17 protein-coding genes are annotated in these 23,048 nt (G+C 66.0%); 15 read left to right on the top strand and 2 right to left on the bottom strand.

Annotation, left to right across the window (positions count from 1 at the left end; genetic code table 11):
- Positions 1-99: 99 nt before the first annotated feature.
- The 9 genes from pqqA to OZ10_RS00485 all read left to right on the top strand — a co-directional run bounded on the left by pqqA (position 100) and on the right by OZ10_RS00485 (position 9,809).
- The gene (gene pqqA, locus OZ10_RS20790; RefSeq protein ID WP_002812057.1) at positions 100-180 is read left to right on the top strand and encodes a pyrroloquinoline quinone precursor peptide PqqA; all 81 of its coding nucleotides are present in this window, start codon (positions 100-102) and stop codon (positions 178-180) included.
- A gap of 83 nt (positions 181-263) precedes the next feature.
- Positions 264-1,163, top strand: coding sequence for a pyrroloquinoline quinone biosynthesis protein PqqB (gene pqqB, locus OZ10_RS00520; protein ID WP_039563642.1), 900 nt, complete (start codon positions 264-266; stop codon positions 1,161-1,163).
- Positions 1,160-1,912, top strand: coding sequence for a pyrroloquinoline-quinone synthase PqqC (pqqC, locus tag OZ10_RS00515; RefSeq protein ID WP_039410992.1), 753 nt, complete (start codon positions 1,160-1,162; stop codon positions 1,910-1,912). The genes pqqB and pqqC overlap by 4 nt, the downstream gene beginning before the upstream one ends.
- Positions 1,909-2,187: a pyrroloquinoline quinone biosynthesis peptide chaperone PqqD gene (gene pqqD, locus OZ10_RS00510; protein WP_039410990.1), complete on the top strand. Its 279-nt coding sequence runs from the start codon at positions 1,909-1,911 to the stop codon at positions 2,185-2,187. Before pqqC ends, pqqD begins: the two co-directional genes overlap by 4 nt.
- Positions 2,184-3,311, top strand: a complete 1,128-nt coding sequence (pqqE, locus tag OZ10_RS00505; protein WP_039410989.1) for a pyrroloquinoline quinone biosynthesis protein PqqE — start codon at positions 2,184-2,186, stop codon at positions 3,309-3,311. The genes pqqD and pqqE overlap by 4 nt, the downstream gene beginning before the upstream one ends.
- A gap of 63 nt (positions 3,312-3,374) precedes the next feature.
- On the top strand, positions 3,375-3,887 hold the full coding sequence (locus OZ10_RS00500; RefSeq protein WP_039410986.1) for a hypothetical protein: 513 nt from the start codon (positions 3,375-3,377) through the stop codon (positions 3,885-3,887).
- A gap of 202 nt (positions 3,888-4,089) precedes the next feature.
- The gene (locus OZ10_RS00495; RefSeq protein WP_039410984.1) at positions 4,090-5,580 is read left to right on the top strand and encodes a PhoPQ-activated pathogenicity-related family protein; all 1,491 of its coding nucleotides are present in this window, start codon (positions 4,090-4,092) and stop codon (positions 5,578-5,580) included.
- Between the two features lie 461 nt (positions 5,581-6,041).
- Positions 6,042-7,073, top strand: coding sequence for a glucokinase family protein (locus tag OZ10_RS00490; protein ID WP_039563641.1), 1,032 nt, complete (start codon positions 6,042-6,044; stop codon positions 7,071-7,073).
- Between the two features lie 99 nt (positions 7,074-7,172).
- The gene (locus OZ10_RS00485) at positions 7,173-9,809 is read left to right on the top strand and encodes a TonB-dependent receptor (protein ID WP_039563640.1); all 2,637 of its coding nucleotides are present in this window, start codon (positions 7,173-7,175) and stop codon (positions 9,807-9,809) included.
- A gap of 275 nt (positions 9,810-10,084) precedes the next feature.
- Here the strand turns inward: OZ10_RS00485 and hrpA are convergent, their stop codons facing one another.
- The gene (gene hrpA / locus OZ10_RS00480) at positions 10,085-14,200 is read right to left on the bottom strand and encodes an ATP-dependent RNA helicase HrpA (protein ID WP_039563639.1); all 4,116 of its coding nucleotides are present in this window, start codon (positions 14,198-14,200) and stop codon (positions 10,085-10,087) included.
- A gap of 103 nt (positions 14,201-14,303) precedes the next feature.
- Between hrpA and OZ10_RS00475 the strand changes: the two genes are divergently transcribed.
- From OZ10_RS00475 to OZ10_RS00460, 4 genes are all read left to right on the top strand, one after another.
- Entirely contained in the window at positions 14,304-14,852 is a 549-nt protein-coding gene (locus OZ10_RS00475) for a Dps family protein (protein ID WP_039410975.1), read from the top strand.
- Positions 14,853-15,077: 225 nt separating this feature from the next.
- Complete coding sequence (recQ, locus tag OZ10_RS00470; RefSeq protein WP_039410973.1) at positions 15,078-16,874, top strand: DNA helicase RecQ; 1,797 nt, start codon at positions 15,078-15,080, stop codon at positions 16,872-16,874.
- 140 nt (positions 16,875-17,014) lie between these two features.
- On the top strand, positions 17,015-17,497 hold the full coding sequence (locus OZ10_RS00465) for a hypothetical protein (protein WP_039410971.1): 483 nt from the start codon (positions 17,015-17,017) through the stop codon (positions 17,495-17,497).
- A 78-nt stretch (positions 17,498-17,575) separates the two neighbouring features.
- Entirely contained in the window at positions 17,576-17,980 is a 405-nt protein-coding gene (locus tag OZ10_RS00460; protein ID WP_039410969.1) for a response regulator, read from the top strand.
- 1,271 nt (positions 17,981-19,251) lie between these two features.
- Here the strand turns inward: OZ10_RS00460 and OZ10_RS00455 are convergent.
- Entirely contained in the window at positions 19,252-19,962 is a 711-nt protein-coding gene (locus tag OZ10_RS00455; RefSeq protein ID WP_039563637.1) for an rRNA pseudouridine synthase, read from the bottom strand.
- 196 nt (positions 19,963-20,158) lie between these two features.
- Between OZ10_RS00455 and OZ10_RS00450 the strand changes: the two genes are divergently transcribed.
- A complete protein-coding gene (locus OZ10_RS00450; protein ID WP_039410964.1) occupies positions 20,159-20,365 on the top strand; it encodes a hypothetical protein in 207 nt (68 codons plus the stop codon).
- A 463-nt stretch (positions 20,366-20,828) separates the two neighbouring features.
- The gene (locus OZ10_RS00445) at positions 20,829-22,997 is read left to right on the top strand and encodes a methyl-accepting chemotaxis protein (RefSeq protein ID WP_039410962.1); all 2,169 of its coding nucleotides are present in this window, start codon (positions 20,829-20,831) and stop codon (positions 22,995-22,997) included.
- Positions 22,998-23,048: the final 51 nt, after the last annotated feature.

Raw genomic sequence — 23,048 nt, 5'->3', positions numbered from 1 at the left:
TGCTCTTTACAACTCGCCCAAACCGGCTGCCTATGCTCCCTGCACGTCGTCGCTGCCGTGCGCAGCGGCGACGTCACTCACCCAACTGCGAGGTAGCCGATGAAGACCTGGAAGAAGCCTGTCGTTCGAGAAGTCAACTGTGGCGCCGAAATCAACTGCTACGTCTCCGGCGAGTTTTGATCCGGCCCGTTTCACACGCACCTGCCGCCCTTCCTTCTTGATGCATGTCCGGCAGTTGCCGGCAGATTAGGTAACAGTTCTCCATGCGCATCATTGTTCTGGGATCGGCGGCCGGCGGTGGGCACCCGCAGTGGAATTGCCACACACCCGCCAGCCAGCGGGCGTGGCAACAAGCAGACGGTGCCCAACGTCGTACCCAGGCCAGCATCGCTGTCAGCGCAGATGGCCAGCGCTGGGTGTTGATCAACGCCTCTCCTGATTTCCGCCAGCAGATCCTTGCCACGCCCGCGCTATGGCCACAGCAGGGGCTGCGTCACTCGCCGATCGAGGCAGTGCTGCTGACCAGCGGTGAAATCGACCACATCGCCGGGCTGCTGTCGATGCGCGAGAGCCAACCCTTCTCGTTGCATGCCAGCAGCCGCGTGCTCGACCTGCTGGCACAGAACCCGATCTTCGACGCAGTCAACCCGCACTACGTCACGCGCACGCCCTTCGCGCTCGATACACCCTTACCGCTGCTCGGCCTGCAGCTCACACCGTTCTCGGTGCCGGGCAAGGTGCCATTGTTCATGGAATCGCGCAGTGGCGGCGACCTCGCCGGCTCCAACGAGGAAACCCTCGGGCTCACCATCGACGATGGCCGGCACCGGGCGCACTACATTCCCGGCTGCGCCGTCATGACCGATGCACTGCGCGCCCGCCTGCAAGGCGCCGAGCTGGTGTTCTTCGACGGCACGCTGTGGCGCGACGATGAAATGGTGCAGCTGGGCGTCAGCCAGAAGACCGGCCGGCGCATGGGCCATCTCAGCATCGACGGACCCGAGGGCACTATCGCCGCGTTCGAAACGCTGAACGTGGCGCGCAAGATCTTCATCCATATCAACACCACCAATCCCGTGCTCGATATCCACTCCCCGGAGTACGCCAGCGCGCGTGCCAGCGGCTGGGATGTCGCCCACGACGGCCTGGAGATCACGCTGTGACCGCCCTGCTCACCCCCGACCAGCTGGAAGCAGACCTGCGTGCCATCGGTGCACGCCTGTATCACGACCAGCACCCCTTCCACGCGCTGCTGCACGACGGCAAGCTCGATCGCGGCCAGGTGCAGGCGTGGGCCTTGAACCGCTTCGAGTACCAACGCTGCATTCCATTGAAGGACGCTGCGATCCTGGCACGCATGGAAGACCCGGCGCTGCGGCGCATCTGGCGCCAGCGCATCCTCGATCACGACGGCAATAGCGCGGCCGATGGCGGTATCGCCCGCTGGCTGCATCTGACCGATGCCCTCGGCCTGGACCGCCAGCTGGTGGAATCGGGGCGTGCACTGCTGCCCGGCACCCGCTTTGCGGTGCAGGCATATCTGCACTTCGTGCGCGAAAAGAGCCTGCTCGAGGCCATCGCGTCGTCGCTGACGGAATTGTTCGCTCCCAACATCATCGGCAAGCGCGTGGCCGGCATGCTCACGCATTACGACTTCGTCTCAGCCGAGGCGCTGGCCTATTTCGAGCATCGCCTGACCGAAGCGCCGCGCGATTCGGATTTCGCGCTGGACTACGTCAAGCAGCACGCCGACACCATCGAGAAACAACAACTGGTAAAGGACGCGCTGCATTTCAAATGCTCGGTCCTCTGGGCGCAACTGGATGCCTTGCACGTGGCCTATGTTGCGCCCGGCATCGTGTGGCCGGACGCCTTCGTGCCGGCGCGCGACGCCACCCGGGCCGCCGCGTGAGCAGCATCACGCGCGACAGCCAGCCGGCCCTGCGCGCAGGCGTACGTCTGCAGCATGACCGCGCACGCGACCAATGGGTGCTGCTCGCACCTGAACGCGTTGTCGAGCTGGACGAGATCGCCCTGGTGGTGGCGCAGCGCTTCGATGGCGTCCGGTCGCTGGCGCAGATTGCAGTGGAGCTGGCCGCCGAGTTCGACGCCGACGCCACCGAGATCGAAGCCGATGTGATCGAGCTGACGACCACCTTGCATCAGAAGCGTCTGCTGCGGCCATGAACAGCGCACCGCCGCCGCTGTCGGTGCTGCTGGAGCTGACCCATCGCTGCCCGCTGGCGTGCCCGTATTGCTCCAACCCGATTGCACTGGCCGCACTGCGCGAGGAGATGGACACCGCCGGCTGGCGCTCGCTGCTGCAGCAGGCCGCCGACATGGGCGTACTGCAGGCGCATTTTTCCGGTGGCGAGCCGATGCTGCGCAAGGACCTGCCCGAACTGGTGGCGCATGCGCGCGCGCTCGGGCTGTACAGCAACCTGATCACCTCCGGCGTGGCGGGCGGCGAGCGGATGCTGGACCAGCTGCAGGCCGCCGGGCTGGAGCACGTGCAACTGAGCGTGCAGGACGTCGACCCGGCCGGCGCCGACCGCATCGCCGGCTATCGCAACAGCCTGGCAAAGAAGCGCGAGTTCGCCAGCGCCGTGCGTGCGCGTGGCCTGCCGCTGACCCTCAACGCGGTGCTGCACCGGCATAACGCCGAGCGCGTGCCCGGCATGATCGCGCTCGCGTTGGAATGGCAGGCCGAGCGTATCGAAGTTGCCCATACCCAGTACTACGGCTGGGGCCTGCGCAATCGTGCGGCGCTGATGCCCAGCCGCGAGCAGCTGATGGCCACCATCGAGGCAGTGGAAACCGCGCGCCGCGAACTCGGCGACCGCCTGGCGATCGACTTCGTCACGCCCGACTACTACGCGCGCCAGCCCAAACCCTGCATGGGCGGCTGGGGCCAGCGCTTCGTCAACATTTCCCCCCGCGGGGACGTGCTGCCCTGCCATGCCGCCGAGACCATCGACGGCATGCGCTTCGACAATCTGCGCGAGCGCTCGCTGGCCGATATCTGGAACAACGGCGAGGCGTTCGTGCGCTTCCGTGGCACCGCGTGGATGCCCGAGGTCTGCCAGGGCTGTCCCAAGCGCGAGATCGACTGGGGCGGCTGCCGTTGCCAGGCGCTGGCGCTCAGCGGCGATGCCGCCACGCTGGACCCGGTGTGCGAACGCTCGCCCACCCACGCGCAGGTGCGTGCCACCGCCGAACGCGAAGCGGCCGCGCCAGCGCCGGACTTCGTCTATCGCCGGCCGGCCCGTCCCGCCCGTGCAGAACCCGCCACCGCAGGCAGCACGGACTGACCCGCGGTGGCCGGCGCAGAACAGCGTCTACACTAGCCACCTCTTTCCTCCTGGATGGCTTCCATGTCGCGCGCGCGCCGCATTCCCCTGCTGGTCTGCCTGACCCTTGCGTTGTCTGCCACCCCGGCCCTGGCGCAGCGTGCCGTCCAGGGCGATCTGCAGTCGCAGATGAGCGCCGAGCAGTTCAAGGCCGCCGGCCTGGACAAGCTCGACGCCAGCGAACTGGCCGCGCTCAACGACTGGCTGCAGGGCAAGGTGGCCAAGGAAGCGGCCGTGGTGGTCGAGCAGGCCAAGGAGGCCGGCCGCCAGGAAGTCATCGTCAAGAACCGCGGCTTCTTCGATTTCGGCAGCAAGGAGCCGATCGAAAGCAGCATCGTCGGCGAGTTCAAGGGCTTCTCCAAGGGCCGCGTCTACACGCTGGCCAATGGTCAGGACTGGGAACAGACCGACGCCGCCAGCCTGTCCGGCGTGCGCAAGGCGTCCCCCAAGGTCAGGATCAAGCCCGGCCTGGTCGGCGTCTGGTATCTGCAGATCGAGGGCTACAACACCCCGGCCAAGGTACGGCGAATCAAGTAAGCACGGGTAACGGCGCGGCATGGGTGCCTCCTGCCGTGCAATGGCAGCGTGGCCTTCGTCCCAACCCGCTGGCGGCCTTGGCACCGCGACCCGGACGTCCGTAACGTGCAAGACTTGCCATCACGTCCCGGCGCGCCATGTGCTTTCCGCTCGACCTGCCCATGACTGCGCTGGCGCGTTGCACCGCTTTCGGAGGACACCGATGCGCTTGATGACACGTTGCGGTCTTGCCCTGCTGGCCCTGCTCTCCTGCCCGGCGTTGGCCTCTACCGCCGCCGAGCGATGCGCCACCTCGCCGGAGGTCGGGTTTGATCAGGCCCTGGTCTGCTATCACGACGCGGTGGAACAACAGCCGCTGGTCTACACGCGGGTGGGTACCAGCCGCGTTGCTGGCGTGGAACGGCGCGACTACCTGCTCACCTCGCAGACCTGGTCGCCTGAGGCGCGTGTCACGCCGGCCGTCTGGCAGCACGATGTGGCGATCTATGTGCCGTCCGATGCCTTGCCGACCCGCGCGGTGCTGATCTCCACCAACGGCACGCGTCACCCGGCAGACGGCGGCGCGGCGCAGCCGGCCAGCGAGTTGCCGCCGGAGGCGCTGGCTGCGCTGGCGCAACGCAGCCGCACCGTGGTCATCGCATTGAGCGACATTCCCAATCAGGCCTTGCGCTATCAGGGCGACGCCGCGCCACGGCGCGAGGACGACAGCGTCGCCTACACCTGGTCGCTGTTTCTCAAGGCGCCACAGCAACGCAAGACCATGCCGCTGCATGTGCCCATGGCCGCGGCGATCGCACGCACCATGAGCCTGGCCGAGCGTGAGCTGGCGCCGCTGAAGATCCACCGCTTCATCCTTGCCGGTGCGTCCAAGCGCGGCTGGGCCAGCTGGCATGCCACGATCGCCGACCCGCGCGTCGAAGCCGTGGTGCCGTTCGTGATCGACATCCTCAACATGCCGGCGGTGCTGGACCACATGTACCGGACATACGGGGGCAACTGGCCGATTGCATTCAATGCCTACGCCCGGCAAGGCATCACCACGCAGCTGCAGACGCCGGCGTTTGCGCAGCTGGTGCAACTGCAGGACCCGCTGAGCTATCTGCACTCGCCGTACCGCAAGCGGCTCTCGGTGCCCAAATACATCGTCAACGCCAGCGGCGATGATTTTTTCCTGCCCGACAACACGCAGTTCTTCTATGCGGCGCTGCCTGGCAGCAAGGCCTTGCGTGTGGTGCCCAACAGCGCGCACAACGGCATCCGTGCCGCGGTCGTCGACACGTTGGTGCCCTTCGTGACCCGGCTGCAGCAACAGCGCCCGCTTCCGCAGCTGAGCGATACCTTGCGGAGGGGCGCCGCGCCGCAGATCCGCCTGCGGTCTTCCGAGCGACCGACGCAGCTGCAACTGTGGACGGCCAGCAACCCGCAGGCACGCGATTTCCGCTACGCCTGCGGCATCCGCTATCACGCCAGTCCGCTCGTTGCGGGGCGCGGTCACACGATCGCCGTGCCGGTGCAGGTGCCCGAGACCGGCTGGAGCGCGTATTTCGTCGAAGCCACCTATGCCGATGGCTTTGTGGCTACCAGCCAGACCTACATCCTCGGCAAACAGCAGTATCCGCAGCAGGCGCCGCCGACCGACAACGCCGCCTGCAGCACCTTGCCGGGCATGGCGAGCAGTGCCGCTACACGTTGATGTCGTGCACCGCCAACTTGGCGGAGACAGCGTTTGCCGCAGGTGTCGCCAGCGAAGCGCAGCGTTGGGCGGTGCTGATCCGCGTGTACGTCTGCTGCCCGCGGCTTCCGAACGGCATTGAGATGTCGTCGCGGTCACTGCGCAGGTCGCCATTCCACCTGCCTGCGTGCTGTCGCGGCGACGGCCAACTGCAGCCACACCTGCTGCGTGCGCACCGATGGCGACGTCCAGGTTGGCTTGCTGTCGACGGGCGCCACCGCTGCGGTTGACCAAGTGGACACTCTTGACCGACTTGCGCAACGAAGTCCGCACAGAACCACTCCCAGGCCCCGATTTGGCACTTGAGCCCGCCAGCAAGATCGATCCAACCCGACTTGACCATTGACATCGTTGTCACCAACTCCTAAACAGCCGTGACGCGCTGATGGCATCGGCCAATCGGACGGATCAAAGGACTGCATGTGGCTGCGACCTCGCGTTCTGCTCACGCTTCTGCCTCGCCCGCGGTATCCGCTGCCACCGGCTTCGTCGCGGCCGATGTCGGCGGCACGCATGTCCGGCTTGCCCACGTGATGCAGGCCGACGACGGCGCGGTGGAGCTGTCGCACTACCGCACCTATCGCTGCGCCGAATACGCCAGCCTCGACGCCATCCTTGCCGAGTTCCTGCCGCAGGTGAGTCGTGTGGAGGCGGTGGTCATCGCCAGCGCCGGCGTTGCGCTGGACGAGGACACCTTCATCAGCAACAACCTGCCGTGGAGCATGTCGCCCAAGCGCCTGCGCACCACGTTGGCGCTGCGTAGCGTGCACCTGGTCAACGATTTCGAAGCCGTCGCCTACGCGGCGCCGCACATGGAGCCGCGTGCGGTGCTGCAGCTGAGCGGCCCCACGCCCCGGCATGTCCGCAGCACCGGCCCGATCCTGGTGGTCGGCCCCGGCACCGGGTTGGGCGCGGCGGTCTGGATCGATGCCCCACCCAGACCGCTGGTGCTGGCCACCGAAGCCGGCCAGGTCGCGCTGGCCAGCACCCACGACCACGAACTGCAGCTGCTGCGCATCCTGTTGCGCGGTCAGCACTACCTGCCGCTGGAGCACGTACTGTCCGGCCCCGGTCTGCTCCGGCTCTACACCGCTGTCTGCCAACTCCATGGCGCCGCGCCACGTCATCAGTTGCCTGCCGCCATCACCCAGGCCGCCTTGCACGAGGACGACGCGCTGGCCGGCGAATGCCTGCAGGTGTTCTGCGCGCTGCTCGGGCATGCCGTCGGCGACATGGCGCTGGCCTATGGCGCGGGCGGCGTCTATCTGGCCGGCGGCATCCTGCCGACGATCGGGCACTTCCTGACCACCAGCCAGTTCCGTGCGCGCTTCCTGGCCAAGGGCAACATGCGCGAGGTGCTCGAACGCATCCCGGTCAAGCTGGTCGAGCACGGGCAACTGGGCGTGCTCGGTGCGGCCAATTGGTACCTGCAGCACCACGCTGACGTGTCGTAGGCGATCTGCCGCGCGTGTCGAGAACGCGCGGCGGCAACACCCCGCATCCGGCGAGCAGCCGCCCGCCGTCCATCCCTGTGCGTGATGAGGAGAGACATCATGAAATACAGCACCACCCTGCTGTCCAGTGCGATTGCGTTGTCGTTGGCATTCAGTGCGCATGCCCAGCAGAGCGATGGTCAGCACGCCACCGACCTGGATGCGGTCCAGGTGGTCGGCATCCGTGCCAGCCTGGAAAAATCGCTCGACACCAAACGCAACAACACGGGCATTTCCGAGGCCATCACTGCCGAGGACATCGGCAAGTTCCCGAGCACCAACGTGGCCGAAGCGCTGTCGCAGATTCCTGGCGTCACCCTGGATCGCCGCTTCGGACAAGGCGAACGCGTGAGCATCGACGGTACCGATCCCAGCCTCAACCTGTCATTCCTGGACGGCCACCCGGTGGCGCAGGCGATCTGGCTGTACGGCGAACAACCCAGCCGCGGTTTCGACTACACCTTGCTGGCACCGCAAATCCTGGGCCGCGCGGAAATCCTCAAATCCTCCGAGGCGCGACTGACCGAAGGCAGCCTGGGCGGCACGGTCCTGATGCATACGCGCCAGCCGCTGGACCTGGAGGCCAACGAGATTGCCGGTTCCATCGGCTACAGCTACAGCGACCAGGCCAGCACGGGCAAACCCAACGCGGCGCTGCTTTACAGCTGGAAGAACGCTGCAGACACCTTCGGTATCGCGGTCTCCGCGCAGCATTACCAAGAGCGCGTCGACCGCCGTGGCATGGAAGTCTTCGGCTACGCGCCGGCCAGTAGCTTCCCTAATGCAGCAGGCACGGTGCCGGCCGATGCGGACGTACCCAACTCGATCAATGCCGCCTGGTTCCAGCAGGACCGTGAGCGCGACAGTGCCGTGGTCAACCTGCAACTCAAGCCCAGCGATGCGCTGGAGTTCAACCTGAGCGGCCTGTACATCAATGAGAATTTCGACAACTACAACCAGTCGATGTACAGCTTTCTCACCTGGAACGCCGGCACGGTGGCGGCGGTGGACCAGCTGGGCAGCGTGCGCAATGGCGTGGTGACCAGCGGCCACTCCAGCGCCAATGCCGATCCGCTCGGCGGCACGGTGATCTACGACAACAACGTGCGCGAATCGGAAGTCACCACCAAGGGCCTGGACCTGCGCGGCGCGTTCCGCGGCGACGGCTGGGGCTTGAACGGACAGGTGGGCCAGAGCAAATCGGAGAACACCGATCTGTCGCAATACTTCATCGAACCGTTCTACAACGGCGGCTTCAGCTGGGACACCCGCCGTGGCATCCGCTTCGACGACCCTGCGGCGGCGCGCAACCCGGCCAACTGGGGCTCGGCCGGCGGCTGGTTCGGCAACAACGGCATCTTCTCCACTGAGAGCAAGGACACCTACGGCCAGCTGGACCTCAACCTGCAGTTCGACAGCGTGTTCAACCAATTGCTGCTGGGCGTGCGCCATGGCAAACACGAGGAGCGCTTCGAGCTCAATGTCTACGGCGGAGTGACCCCCGGCACGTTGGCCGATGTCGGCACGATCGGGCTCACCAATCTGCAGGATTTCCATCCCGATCACGGCCGGCATGTGCAGGCGGGCCGTAACAATGTGCTGAACTGGATCCGCAACAGCCCGGTCGATTACGGCGCACCGGATCCGGCCAGCTATCTCAACAACAGCTGGGCGCTGGAGCAGACCAACAACGCAGCCTATGCGCAGCTGAATTTTTCCGGCGGCGGTGTGCGCGGCAACCTGGGTGTGCGCTATGTGGATTCCAAGACCGAGGGCAGCGGTTTCGTCTACAGCGGCACGCCCTCGCTGGCCAATGCCGACAGCCTGTGGCAGACCCGCACCCGCAAGGAAGACTTTCTGCTGCCTTCGCTGACGCTGTCGTACGACGCTGCCGACGATTGGGTGTTCCGCTTTGCGGCCGCCAAGGTGATCGCCTGGGCGCCCTACAACCAGATGGTCAACAACACCTTCCTCAACGACACCACCTTGACCGGCAGCGGCGGCAACGCGGAGTTGTCGCCCTACGAATCGTGGAATTTCAACCTGTCGGCCGAGTACTACTTCGCGCAGCAATCGGTGGTGGCCTGGTCGGTGTTCTACAAGAAGATCGACAACTACATCGACACCAGCGCCAGCGTGGAGCGCCAGTACAACGCGCTCCGCGACACCGCGCCGCAAAGCTGGGCGCAATTGCTCGGCAGCAACGGCTGTACCGCCGACGGCTATTGCGACTACAGCATCCAGCGGCCGCGCAATGCCGGCGACGGCAAGGTCAAGGGCTTCAACATTTCCTTCCAGCAACCGTTCGGCGACAGTGGCTTCGGCCTGACCGCCAACTACACTTACGCCAACGGCGAAAACAACACCGGCGACGCCCTGCCCTACCAATCGCGCAACAGCGTGGCGTTCAGCCCGTACTACGAGAAAGGCCCGCTCAACGCGCGGCTTACCTACAACTGGCGCGACAGCTATCTGGCCGGCGGCTATGTCGCCGGCGCGGCACCGGCCAGCGTGGACGACTATGCCGAATTGGGGGCAAGCATCGGCTATGCCTTCAGCCCCAACTGGTCGCTGCAGGTGGATGCGCAAAACCTGCTGGATGAAGAATACCTGCAGTATCTGGGCGACAAGGATCACCTGGCCGGCCGTTACAGGAGTGGGCGCCGTTACATGGCCAGCCTGCATGTGAAGTTCTGAAACGGGCAGGCAACGGCCGCACCGGCCATGGGTCGGTGCGGCCATTGCTTGATGGGTTGGCAGCCGGCGCGGGCTTGCTGCGTGTCTTGTGCGTGCGTATAAGCCGTTGCCGCCGACCGCACCGCCGACACCGCGCCACGACGCTTCGGCCATGTGAACTGCACGCCGCGCCGGCCGCCCGATGCGATCGGAGCGGCCGGCCTGCTGGGGGTGCGTTCCTGGTTCGGCGTGCGCACCCGACGACGGGCAACGCGCTGCCATAAATCAAATGCCGCTCAGCTCCGCAGCGCCGCGACGCGCTGCGATAACTTCTTCGCAGACACGCCCGACTTGGCGCCCAGTTCCTGCGCAAATACCGACACACGCAGCTCTTCCAGATCCCAACGCAGCGATTGCCATTCCTCGCGCTGCTGCAAGCCGCGCGCGGCCGCGTCATCCAGCGCATCCACGAAGGGCTTGAGTTCGAGCATGCGCGCCTGGTCGCGCGCCGGGTCGCGCTTGGCCCGCTCGGTACGCAGGATCATCGCCCTGAGGTAGCGCGGATAGTTGGCCAGCGCCTCGGCCGGCGTGTCACGCAAGAACCCGGCATGCACCAGCGCACGCAACTGCTGCTCCATGTCGTCCAGATTGCCGCGTGCCCAGCCCATCAACGGCGCTTCCAGCAGGGGTTTGAGCTCGGCGACTGCCCCCAGGATGCTTTCGGCCAGGGTCAGCCGCGCCATCGCCTCGCCGAACAGCCGCTTGGTGGCATCGTCGCGACGTTGCGCAAATGCAGCCGGGTCGCGAATCGCAGCCAGCCCCTCGGCCAGCACCGCATTGAGCGCGGCATCGACCAGATCGCCACGCAGGCGCTCCTGCGATTCGATGGCCGCGTACAGCAAGCCGGTCTTGGGCGACACCGGCAACTGCTTGCGCGCCTGCTTGATCTTGTCGGCGAGCGCGATTTCCAGCAGACGCCGCACCCCGCGCGGATGCGCGCGCGCCGCCTCGTTGCGGTCGGCGAAGATGCGTAGCGCCGCGTTGTCGCCCTGATCCACCAAGGCCGGATAGGCCGGCACACCGGCCTCGCCGGCCACCTGCTCGGGGATCGCGGCGGCCGGAAAGTCGCGCAAACCTTCGGCGGCCAGCGCACGCCCGGCCCGCGCGGCAAATGCCTGGCCGGCGCCCTCGCCGAAGCGCGCGCGCAGCCCGTCCAGATCGCGCGATTCGGTGAGCACCTTGCCGTCATCGTCGCGCAGGCGCAGGTTCATCAGCAGATGCGTGTCCAGTGACTCCTCATCGAAATCCAGCGCCGCCACCTGCACACCGGTGGCCTTGGACAAAAACCGCGCCAGCTCGCCGCGGATATCGTCGGCCGAGGGCAGGCTGTAGGCCTCGTAGAACGCACGCCCGAAGTCCGGCGCCGGCACGAAATTGCGCCGCAGCGCCTTGGGCAGGCTGCGGATCAGCGCCGACGCCTTGTCGGCCACAAAGCCCGGTGCCAGCCACGACAGGCGCGCCGGGTCCAGCGCGTTGAGCAGGTGCAGCGGCACCTCCAGGGTGACACCGTCATCGACGGCACCCGGCTCGAAGCGGTAGTGCAACGGCAGCCGCGCATCGCCAAGCGGGAAATACTTCGGAAAGCGGTCCGCCTCGCTGCCTTCGCCCGGCAGCAGGTCGTTCAAGCTCCAATGCAGGCTGCGGCGCTTGTCCGGCGGCAGGGTCTTCCACCACGCATCCAGCCCGCTGGCCGAATGCAGTTCGGCCGGGATGCGGTCCAGATACCAGCGCGCTTGCCAGCCTTCGTCGGCCATGATGCCGGCACGCCGCAGCTTTGCTTCTTCTTCGCGTGCCTGCTCCAGCACCTTGAGGTTGTCGGCGACGAAGGCCGCGCGCGTGTTGATCTCGCCGGTCACCAGGCCCTGGCGCACGAACAACTCGTGTGCGCCGGCCGGGTCGATCTTGCCGTAGTGCACCGGCTTCTTCGGTGCCAGCACCAGGCCGAACAGGCTGATCTGTTCGGAAGCGACCACCTGCCCCTGGGCGCGCGACCAATGCGCATCGAAGTGCTTGCGCGCCAGCAGGTGCCCCAGTTCGGCGATGGCCCAGTCCGGCTCGATCGCCGCGTTGGTCATGCCCCAGACCTTTTGGGTGTCCAGCAGCGTGGCCACCAGGATCCACGGTGGCGGCTTGCGCGCCAGGGCCGAGCCGGGGAATGGCACGAACCGCCGCTGCCGCGCCGCCAGAAAGTCGCCCTTTTCGGTGCGGTGGCCGATCTGCGTGGGCAGGCCGGCCAGTAGCGCGCGATGCAGCGATTGATAGGCGGCCGCGCGTTCGCGCTCGCTGGTGCGTGCCGACACCTCGGCCGCGTCGGCCTGCCGGCTTGCCGCCGCGGGCGTGCGCTGCAGCGCCGGCGCGGTGGGATCGGGCTTGCCTTCGCGCGCCAGGCGCGCGGCGCGATGCAGTTGCCCGCGCGTGGGCCGGTTGGCGTTGTGGCCGTCGTCGCGTGCCGGCGCACTGGCACCGGCCAGCAGCGGCGCCAGCACCGCGGTGGCCGGCTCTTCGCTCCAGCCGAGCTCCTCGCACAGCAGCCGCAACTGACGATGCAGTTCGCGCCACTCGCGCATGCGCAAGAAGCCGAGGAAATGCCGGCCGCACCAGTCGCGCAACTTGGATTGGGTGAGATCTTCGTGCACCTGCCGGTACGCTTCCCACAGGCGCAGGATGCCGACGAATTCCGAACGCGCATCGGCAAACAGCGCATGCGCGTTGTCGGCGGCCTCGCGTGCTTCGGGCGGGCGCTCGCGCGGGTCCTGGATGCCCAGGAAGGAGGCGATGATGATCATCTCGCGCAGGCACCCATGCTGTTGCGCGGCCACCAGCATGCGCGCCAGCTTGACGTCCACCGGCAGGCGCGCCATCTGCCTGCCGATGGCGGTCAGACGGCGTTCGGCATCGATTGCACCCAGTTCCAGCAGCTGCTGCCAGCCATCGGCCACCGCACGTTCGTCCGGCGCTTCCAGAAACGGAAAGTCTTCGATCCGCCCCAGCCCCAGCTGCAACATGCGCAGGATCACGCCCGACAACGACGAACGCCGGATCTCCGGGTCGGTGAACGCCGGGCGCGCAGCAAAGTCGGCTTCGGCATACAGCCGGTAGCAGATGCCCTCGGCGATGCGTCCGCAGCGGCCCATGCGCTGGTTGGCGCTGGCCTGCGAAATAGGCTCGATGTGCAGGCGGTCCAGCTTCTGGCGCGGGCTGTAGCGTTTGACCCGCGCAAACCCCGGGTCCACCACATAGCGGATGCGCGGCACCGTCAACGAGGTCTCGGCCACGTTGGTGGCCAGCACCAGGCGTCGGCGCGGGCCGGGGTTGAAGACACGGTCCTGGTCGGCCGCCGACAACCGCGCATACAGCGGCACCACTTCGGTGTCGCGGTATTTGCGCCGCTCCAGGGAATGATGCGCATCGCGGATCTCGCGCTCGCCCGGCAGGAACATCAGCACATCGCCACGCGGGTCGATGCGGGTGATTTCATCGATGGCCGCCACGATCGCATCGTTGACCGTGCGTTCGCCGTCACGCCCGTTGCCGTCGTCCTCCTCGCCGCCCGCCTCGCCCTCCAACGGGCGGTAGCGCACTTCCACCGGGAAGGTGCGCCCTTCCACGCTGATCACCGGCGCATTGTTGAAGTGCTGGGCGAAGCGCTCGGTATCGATGGTGGCCGAGGTGACGATCAGCTTCAGATCGGGGCGCTTGCGCAGCAATTGCTTGAGATAGCCCAGCAGGAAATCGATGTTGAGGCTGCGCTCGTGCGCCTCGTCCACGATGATGGTGTCGTAGGACGACAGCCAACGGTCGCTGGCGATTTCAGCCAGCAGGATGCCGTCGGTCATGAACTTGATGCGCGACTGCTCGCTCACCCGGTCGGTGAAGCGCACCTGGAAGCCCACCGTGGTGCCCAATGGGGTCTTCAACTCGTCGGCCACGCGTGCCGCCACCGCACGCGCGGCAATCCGGCGCGGCTGGGTACAGCCGATCATGCCGGCCGTACCGCGCCCGGCCGCCAGACACAGCTTGGGCAACTGGGTGGTCTTGCCCGAGCCGGTCTCGCCGGCAATGACCACCACCTGGTGGTCGCGGATCAGCGCAATGATGCGTTCGGCCTCGCGCGCAATCGGCAGCTGCTCGTCCAGCGTGATGGCGGGCAGCTGCTCGGCGCGCGCCTGGCGCTGTGCCTGCGATGCCGCCAGGGCTTGCTCGAACGCCTCGCGCACCTGCACATTGCCGGGCTTGCCCTGCCAGCGCGACCATAGGCCCAGCAAACGGCCACGGTCGCGGCTCATCGCGCCATCCACGGCACGGCGGCGCTCGCGCAAGGTATTGGCAAGGTCGGTATCGATAGCGCTCATTGATCGGAAAATGTGAAAGATTGAATGACGTTTGATCCTTTAGCCTGTCTATTGTGACGCCATAACTGTTCTGTCAGACACCAACCCTCAGAAGGACCATTCCATGTCCAAGAAAAAGAACGCCAACAAGCCCGTCATCGTCAACGATGCCCTGCCGGTTGCAGCCGCCTCGGCGCCGCATATCGATATCGGGATCAAGGACACCGATCGCAAGCAGATCTCCGACGGTCTGGCCCGCTACATGGCTGACGCCTTCACCCTGTATCTGAAGACCCACAACTTCCACTGGAATGTCACCGGGTCGATGTTCAACTCGCTGCACACCATGTTCGAGACCCAGTACACCGAGCAGTGGGGCGCGCTGGACGAAGTGGCCGAGCGCATCCGCGCCCTGGGCTACAACGCGCCGGGCTCGTATCGCGAATTCGTCGCGCTGACCTCGATCCCGGAAGAACCGGGCCTGAGCGACAGCGCCGACTGGCGCGAAATGGTGCGCCAGCTGGTCAGCGGAAATGAAGCGGTCTGCCGCACCGCCCGCAAGGTGCTGGGCACCGCCGACGACGCCGGCGACGACCCGACCGTGGACCTGCTGACCCAGCGCCTGCAGACCCACGAAAAGTACGCCTGGATGCTGCGCTCGCTGCTGCAGTAAACCCTTGGGGCTTCGCCCTTCGGGTTTGAGCCCCTCTCCCGCCGGGAGAGGGGTTGGGGTGAGGGTACGGCGGGAGTCAGGGTCGTTTCAGACGCAACGCCGGACGCCCCCTTCTAGGGAATGTTCGGCGCACACGCTCGCATCGCGGCGTTCCCCGACTCGCCAGTCCGCAACACTGCAGGCATGACAGCCACCCGGGCTTGACCCGCACGGTATCCTAAGCGGATGTCTTCCCCCACTCACGAACTGCTCAGCCGCGTCTTCGGTTACGACGACTTCCGCGGCCCGCAGCAGGCCATTGTCGAACACGTCGCTGCCGGCAACGACGCCCTGGTGCTGATGCCTACCGGCGGCGGCAAGTCGCTGTGCTACCAGGTGCCGGCACTGCTGCGCGATGGCATCGGCATCGTGGTCTCGCCGCTGATCGCGCTGATGCAGGATCAGGTCGAAGCCCTGCGCCAGCTCGGCGTGCGCGCCGAGTTCCTCAACTCCACGCTGGATGCAGAAAACGCGCAGCGGGTGGAGCGTGCCTTGTTGTCCGGCGATCTGGACCTGCTCTATGTCGCACCGGAGCGCCTGCTGACCCAGCGCTTCCTGTCCTTGCTGGAACGCAGCCGCATCGCGCTGTTCGCCATCGACGAAGCGCACTGCGTATCGCAGTGGGGCCACGATTTCCGCCCCGAATACCGCCAGCTCACCGTGCTGCACGAGCGCTGGCCGCACATCCCGCGCATGGCGCTGACCGCCACCGCCGACCCGCCCACCCAGCGCGAAATCGCAGAGCGCCTGGATCTGGTCGAGGCGCGCCACTTCGTCAGCTCCTTCGACCGCCCCAACATCCGCTACACCGTGGTGCAGAAGGACAACGCGCGCAAACAGCTGCAGGAATTCCTCACCCGCCATCGTGGCTCGGCCGGCATTGTCTACGCGATGTCGCGGCGCAAGGTCGAAGAGACCGCCCAGCAGCTGTGCGCGCAGGGCTTCAATGCCCTGCCCTACCACGCCGGCCTGCCGGCCGAGGTCCGTGCCGAAAACCAGCGCCGTTTCCTGCGCGAGGACGGCATCATCATGGCCGCCACAATCGCGTTCGGCATGGGCATCGACAAGCCGGACGTGCGCTTCGTGGCGCACGTGGACCTGCCCAAGTCGCTGGAAGGCTATTACCAGGAAACCGGCCGCGCCGGCCGCGATGGCGACCCGGCCGAAGCCTGGCTCTGCTACGGCCTGGGCGATGTGGTGCTGCTCAAGCAGATGATCGAACAGGGCGAAGCGGCCGAGGAGCGCAAGCGCCTGGAGCGCGCCAAGCTCGACCACCTGCTGGGCTATTGCGAATCCATGCAATGCCGCCGCCAGGTGCTGCTGGCCGGCTTCGGCGAGACCTACCCCAAGCCCTGCGGCAACTGCGACAACTGCCTGACGCCCGCCGCCGCCTGGGACGCCACCGTTGCCTCGCAGAAGGCGCTCAGCTGTGTGTATCGCAGCGGCCAGCGCTTCGGCGTGGGCCATCTGATCGACATCCTGCGCGGCAGCGAAAACGAGCGCATCAAGCAGCTCGGCCACGACCAGCTGAGCACGTATGGCATTGGCCGCGATCTGGACGAACGCACCTGGCGCGGCGTGTTCCGCCAACTGGTGGCGGCCAGCCTGCTTGAGGTCGACAGCGAAGGCCATGGCGGCCTGCGCCTGACCGATGCCAGCCGTCAGGTGCTCAAGGGCGAGCGTCAGGTGATGATGCGGCGCGAGAACCCGGCCGCCGGGCGCGAGCGCAGCGCGCAGCGCACCGGCCTGCCCGTGCAACCGCAGGACCTGGTGCTGTTCAATGCCCTGCGCGGCCTGCGCGCAGAACTGGCCAAGGAGCAGAACGTGCCGGCCTTCGTGATCTTCCACGACAGCACCCTGCGCAATATCGCCGAACAACGGCCTACCAGCATCGACGCACTGTCGCGCGTCGGCGGTATCGGCGGCGGCAAACTGGCGCGCTATGGCGCGCAACTGATCGAGATCGTGCGCGAGCAGGGTTGATGCAATAGCGTGCGTCATTACGGTGGCGGCGCCGGCGCAAAAAATCCACGGAATCGACAGCGCGCATTCAATCGGCCGTTGCTAGTTTCACAAGGCGATCCAGCACGCGCTGTCAGTCCCTCTTGATGAGAGTCCACCCGATGAAACGCAGCCTGCTTTTCCTGGCCATTCTGTTTGCTGCCGGCAGCGCGCTCGCCCAGACTGGCGACGGCGGCGCCGAGCCCGCCAGCGCGCGGTCGCTAGACCTGAGCGTTCCGCAGGCCCCGGTGCAGTATCGGTCCGACCCGGAATACAGCACCGACCCGCCGGGCACCTACTACGGCGACAAGAGCGGGCCACGGCCTGCCCTGGCGCGCCCGAGTGCGGCATCAATCGCTGCCGAACGCGCCGAGCAATGCCAGGGCAAGCTGCATGGCGCTGTGGAGACCGGCATGGGCTACTCCAGTCGCGGCGGCAACAGCAACTGGCAGGCCGCCAATCTGAATTCCTGCAAGACCTATTACGACGATGACGGCAAGGCGCACCAGATCGGCGTCAGCATCAGCGTCGGGCGCGGCGAAGGCCCGGTCTTCGGCCCACGTTACGCCCCCGGCGGCTATGGTCCGGGCCCGTTCGGCTGGTAACCATACGGCTCCGTCTGCGTTGACGAGGGGTTCACTGCCGCATCGCTGAGAATGTGGTCTGCCTTACGAGACGTGCTCATGTCACAGAACAAGGAACGGCCGGTTGTATTCGTTGTCGAGGACGGCGACGGCACCCGACAACTCAGCTGCCTTGTCCTGGAAAGCTATGGCTTTACCTGCCGCAGTGCCGGCTCGGTCGAGGAAGCGCTGACCCTGATCGAAAGCGACCCGCGCGTAGACGTGCTGTTCTCCGACATCCATTTTCCAGGCGGCCTGACCGGTGTGGACCTGGCGCTGAAGACGGCACATGCACCGTACAACCTGCCGGTGCTGCTGACCTCCGGCCTGGCGGTGGAATATGTCGAAGAGATCCTGCCCGACGGCGTAGCCTTCCTCGAAAAGCCCTACACCCCGGAGCAATTGTTGACCGCGATCCGAAGCGTGATGGCCAAGCGCCGCGTGCTGGCGACGCCAAGCGCCTGACGCGTCAGGACCGGTTGGACCGCCGCCCACACTTTCGGCATGAAGCCTCAACCGTCGCGCGGTGCGGCGGCGGCCGGAACTGAGCACGACACGCTGCGCCAGGGCTGCGCAGGCCACTACAGCTCGACGATGACAGCTTCACTGCGGTCTGCCAAGGCGTCGTACTGTCCAGATCGATTGCTTCGAACTCTGCCGCACTTCGATCCTGCACTGACCTGCAACGGTTGCGCCCGGAGGCCGACGTGGCGGGGGAATCCATCGTAGGGATCGCCCCGATAGCCTGTCGGCGCCGTCCCGATTTACGTGACGCAGTTCGCATTTAAACTGCAGCGACCGGACGCGAGGCCTGTTGGGCCGCTCAACTCGCGAGGCGCTGAGCACGCCCCTGCCGGGACACTGCCATGGCAGTGCCAGCGCCATGTCGTCTTGCGACGGCGTCAGGCAACGCATGTCTGTCGCACGTGAGCGATGCACCGTCAGTCCCCATGCCAGCCAATGCACGCAGCGTGCGGACGTTGTCCCTAACGCGCGCTTGATCCGGCGAGCAAGCCGGCCCCTCGACTCATCTCTTGACCTCCTGTCGGACAGGCCGATCGCATCGATCCGCCGACTTGTCGCGCCGTGTGCAGCGCACCGGCGCCCTACGCGGGCGATACGAGCAGATCTGCGCAGCCGCTGGACGAGCGGCGCCGACGCGCCTTGCGCGGTGCAGGCAATGGGTCATCCCGCATGCGTGATTGCATGCAGCGCTCCGTCACCATGGACGGATGGCCTCGATGGCGTGCGTCCAGCCCTGCCACTGGGTCGCGCCAACGCACCGCGTCGATCTGCACATCCAGCGCATTTCACGCTATCAAGCAGGCCGCTCGCTAGGCTAACGCCAGTGCAGTGCTTCGCTGCAGACGACTTTCAGGAGATCCTCATGGGCGACAATTCGTTTCTATCACCGGCTTTCGTCATCCTGGTGATCGGCATCATCGCCGTCGTGTTCTGGCTGGTGACCCGCGCCAAGAAAAAGCGCAACAAGAAGTAAGCGTTCGGACACCGGCCCGCAACGCATGCCGCCGTACATGCAACGCGCGGCCGGTCAGGCGTCGGTCGACAGGAGTTGGCCTTGGTCTGGCCACTTCCAGCACGGCAGCAGCGTCGCGGTTAGTGGCGACAACTTGTCTGCCGGCACGGCCAGCCTGTTGAAGCCGGCGACACGGCCGGGGCCGCGGACAGCGTCAACGCCGTCTGCGCAGACCGGATGCAACCTCCGCCGCGCTTGCTCAAAAGCGCTCGCCTGCAGGCAGATAGCGCCACTGGCCGATGGCCAGCTTGCCCAACGAAACACGCCCCAAGCGCAGACGGCGGATGCTCACCGCCTCCAGCCCCACCTCGCCGCACATGAAACGCATCTGGCCGGGCTGCACGTGCTTGATGGCAAAGCGCAGCCGCTCTTCGTTCTGCCAGCTCACCTTGCACGGCGGCAGGGTCCGTTGCTGATAGACCAACCCCTGCGCCAGCCTGGCCATGCCGTAGGGACGCAAGGCGCCACGCACTTCCACCAGGAATTCCTGCTCGATGGCGCTGGCATCGGCACTCAACCTGCGCAGCACGCGACCGTCCTGAGTCAGCACCAGCAGGCCGCTTGCCTCGTCCTCCAGCGGCAACGGCGCATTGAGGCGCAGGAAGTGGCGCCTGAGCACGCGCGTCGCGGAGTGGTCCAGCTCGCTACGCGACTGCGGGCTCGCCAAGGCCACCGCGGCGTCGGCACGCATGCCGGCCGGCTTGTGCAGCAGCAAGGTGGCAGGCTCCGCAGGTGCCAGCACAGCGTCGGCGGCCAAGTTCACCTGCTCCATCGTCGCCAACGCCTGCGGCTCTTCGACCACCACGCCATCCACACTGACCCAGCCGCCTTCGATGTACTGCTGCGCCTCGCCACGCGAGCAGCCGTAGCGCGCAGCCACGCATTTGTCGAGACGGATCGGATCGGACATCGGGCGAGCTCGGCACTAGGGCACGGCAGTGTACGTGCTGGTTCCCCGGATGCGTGAGGTGCCGGTCTGCAGCGCCCGCCATGGCAATGGCGAACCCGTTCACGTACCGCCCTTGCCTGTCTGGCGTGCACGCCGATGCATGCTTCTTCCATGCACGCCAAAATGGGAAACTCGGCGCTCACACAGGAGATCGCAGATGTTCATCCAGTTCGGCACCACCCGGGTCCGCCTCAACCATATTTCCGTCATCAGCGATCCGTTCAACGCCGGCGAGAACTTCGGCTCATACTGCCACTCGGTACGAGTCGGCCTGATCTCCGGCGAAGAGGTCTTTGCACGCTTCAACAGCGAAGCCGGTGCACAGCAGCTCCACGCCGATGTGTTGAAGGCGCTGGAAGGCTGACCTGCCGTCACCACACCGCACCGCGCCGGCAAGCGCTGCATCAGCCCCAGCGTCACGCTGCACGGCGCTGAGGGTTTCGCCCTGTCGCCGCAGCGCCGCATGCTGCTTGGTGAGTGCGTTCGCCTGCTGTTATGAGGCGCGTTGTGCAATGCAGCGCGATGTGACGCGGTTGTTGCCCGTGGCTGCAACAACAAACTCTGTTCTGGGCCAGCAGCAAGCTGTCCATCGTTCTGCAGTTGGCACGCTACGGCCCATGCAAACACATCGAAAGTGCCCGCCGGATCAGGTGCTGTCAGGGCCGGCTGGACAGCTGTCGGGGAATGTCTTGCGCGGGGTGAATCCGCTCTAACTATTTTCAGAACGGAAGCTTTAGCTCGTCCAGATTCTGCCGCTAGCTGGGCAAGACGCCAGAGCGGACGCACCCCGCATCCGCCAGGCGAAGCTGCACTACCTGGATGTGGAAATGAACGATTATCTGCAACGCCTCAACGTCGGTCGTCGCCTGGGCGCGGCCTTCGGCATCCTGATCCTGCTCTCTGGCCTGCTCGTGGCCGCCGGCCTGATCACCATGTCCAACGCCCGCTATGAGCTGGACACCATCGTCAACAACAACATGGAGCGGATCCGACTTTCTTCCGACATGCTCGATGCCAATACCAATGTGGCGATCGGTCTGCGCGACATCGTGATGGTCTCCGGCGAGGCGGCCAACCGCCGCGCCATGCAGATGATCGAAGACAATCGCACGCGCTACCGCCAGGCCCACGATGCGTTGGCGGCCATGCCCAGCAACGCGCTGGAAAAGAACGCGCTCAAGCAGGTGCAGGACAAGCGCGACGTCTCGGTCAAATTCAACAACCAGATCCTGGACTACGGCATCCACGACCAGAATCAGCAGGCACAGGCGCTGTTGCAAGGCGCTGCCGCCACCGCAATGAACGAACAGCAGGCGGCCATTGGTGCCAATGCCGCGCTGGAACGACGCCTCAGCAAGGAGGCCTATGCAGTTGCAGTCGCATCGATGCATCGTGGCAAGGTCATCCTGGCAAGCGGCGGCATCGCGGCCCTGGTCATCAGCACCTTGCTGGCATGGCTGATCACCCGCAGCCTCACCAAGCCACTGAGCCAGGCCACCCGCACTGCCGAAGCCATCGCCGCCGGCAACCTGCACAACGACGTCCACACCACCGCCAACGATGAAACCGGCCGTCTGCTGCAGGCGATGGACAAGATGCAGCTGCAGCTGCGCAACCTGATCACCGCACAGACCGACATGGCCAGGCGCCATGACGCCGGCCAGATCAGCTTCCGCATCGACGCCAGCGCATTTCCAGGCGACTACGGCCGCATGGCCAACGACACCAACCTGCTGGTGGCCTCGCACGTCGCCGTGCAGACCGACCTGGCACGCATCATGGGCCGCTACGCGGTGGGCGAGCTGTCCGAAGACATGCAGCCGTTGCCAGGCGAAAAAGCCGTGTTCAGCGACACCATGTCGCAGGTCAAACTCAACCTGTCGGCCATGAATCACGAGATCAAGCATCTGGCGCAGGCCGCGGCCAATGGCGACTTCAGCGCGCGCGGCGATGTCGAGCGTTTCCAGTTCGACTTCCGCATCATGGTCGAAAGCCTCAACCACCTGATGTCCACCGCAGACGGCAACCTGCAGTCCTTGTCGTCGCTGCTGCAGGCAATCGCCGCCGGCGACCTCACTGCACGCATGAGTGGCGAATTCCGCGGCGTCTTCGCGCAGATGCGTGACGATGCCAATGCCACCGCCAGCCAGCTGGCGCAGATCGTCGGCAACATCCAGCAATCGGCGGTGTCGATCAACGCGGCGGCCAGCGAGATCGCGGCGGGCAATCAGGATCTTTCGCAACGCACCGAGCAGCAGGCCGCAAACCTCGAAGAAACCGCTGCCTCGATGGAAGAGCTGACCTCCACGGTCAGACAGAACGCCGAGAGTGCGCGCCAAGCAAATCAGCTCGCCATCGGCGCCGCACGCGTGGCCTCGCAGGGCGGCGATGTGGTGGGAAAGGTCGTCGAGACCATGAGCGGCATCGAAGCCTCGTCCAAGAAGATTTCCGACATCATCTCCGTCATCGACGGCATCGCGTTCCAGACCAACATCCTGGCGTTGAACGCTGCGGTGGAAGCAGCACGTGCGGGTGAGCAAGGCCGCGGCTTTGCGGTGGTGGCATCGGAAGTCCGCACGCTGGCGCAGCGCTCCTCCGGCGCGGCCAAGCAGATCAAGGACCTGATCGACGATTCGGTGCAGCGCGTGGCCGAAGGCTCGGCGCTGGTGCACAGCGCCGGCAAGACCATGGGCGATGTGGTCGCAAGCGTGCAACGCGTGACCGACATCATGGGCGAGATTTCCGCAGCCTCGCAGGAACAGTCTGCCGGCATCGAGCAGGTCAACCAGACCATCACCCACATGGACGAAACCACGCAGCAAAATGCGGCGCTGGTGGAAGAAGCCACTGCCGCCGCGCGCGCCATGGAAGAACAGGCCGTCCAGCTTACCGATGCGGTGGCCATCTTCCGGATCGAAACAGCCGCAATACGACAGGCCGGCCCGCGCGCAGCCACACCGGTCGCGCAGCTGTTGAGCAAGGTCCGCAGCGCCTAGCGGCGCTGCGTTGGCTTGCAGCGATGCCGGCGCTGGCCGACATCGCTGCAA

Source organism: Xanthomonas cannabis pv. cannabis (assembly GCF_000802365.1).
Taxonomy (GTDB): domain Bacteria; phylum Pseudomonadota; class Gammaproteobacteria; order Xanthomonadales; family Xanthomonadaceae; genus Xanthomonas; species Xanthomonas cannabis.
Note: the sequence above shows the minus strand (reverse complement) of the source record. Positions and strands in the feature narration are given on the sequence as shown.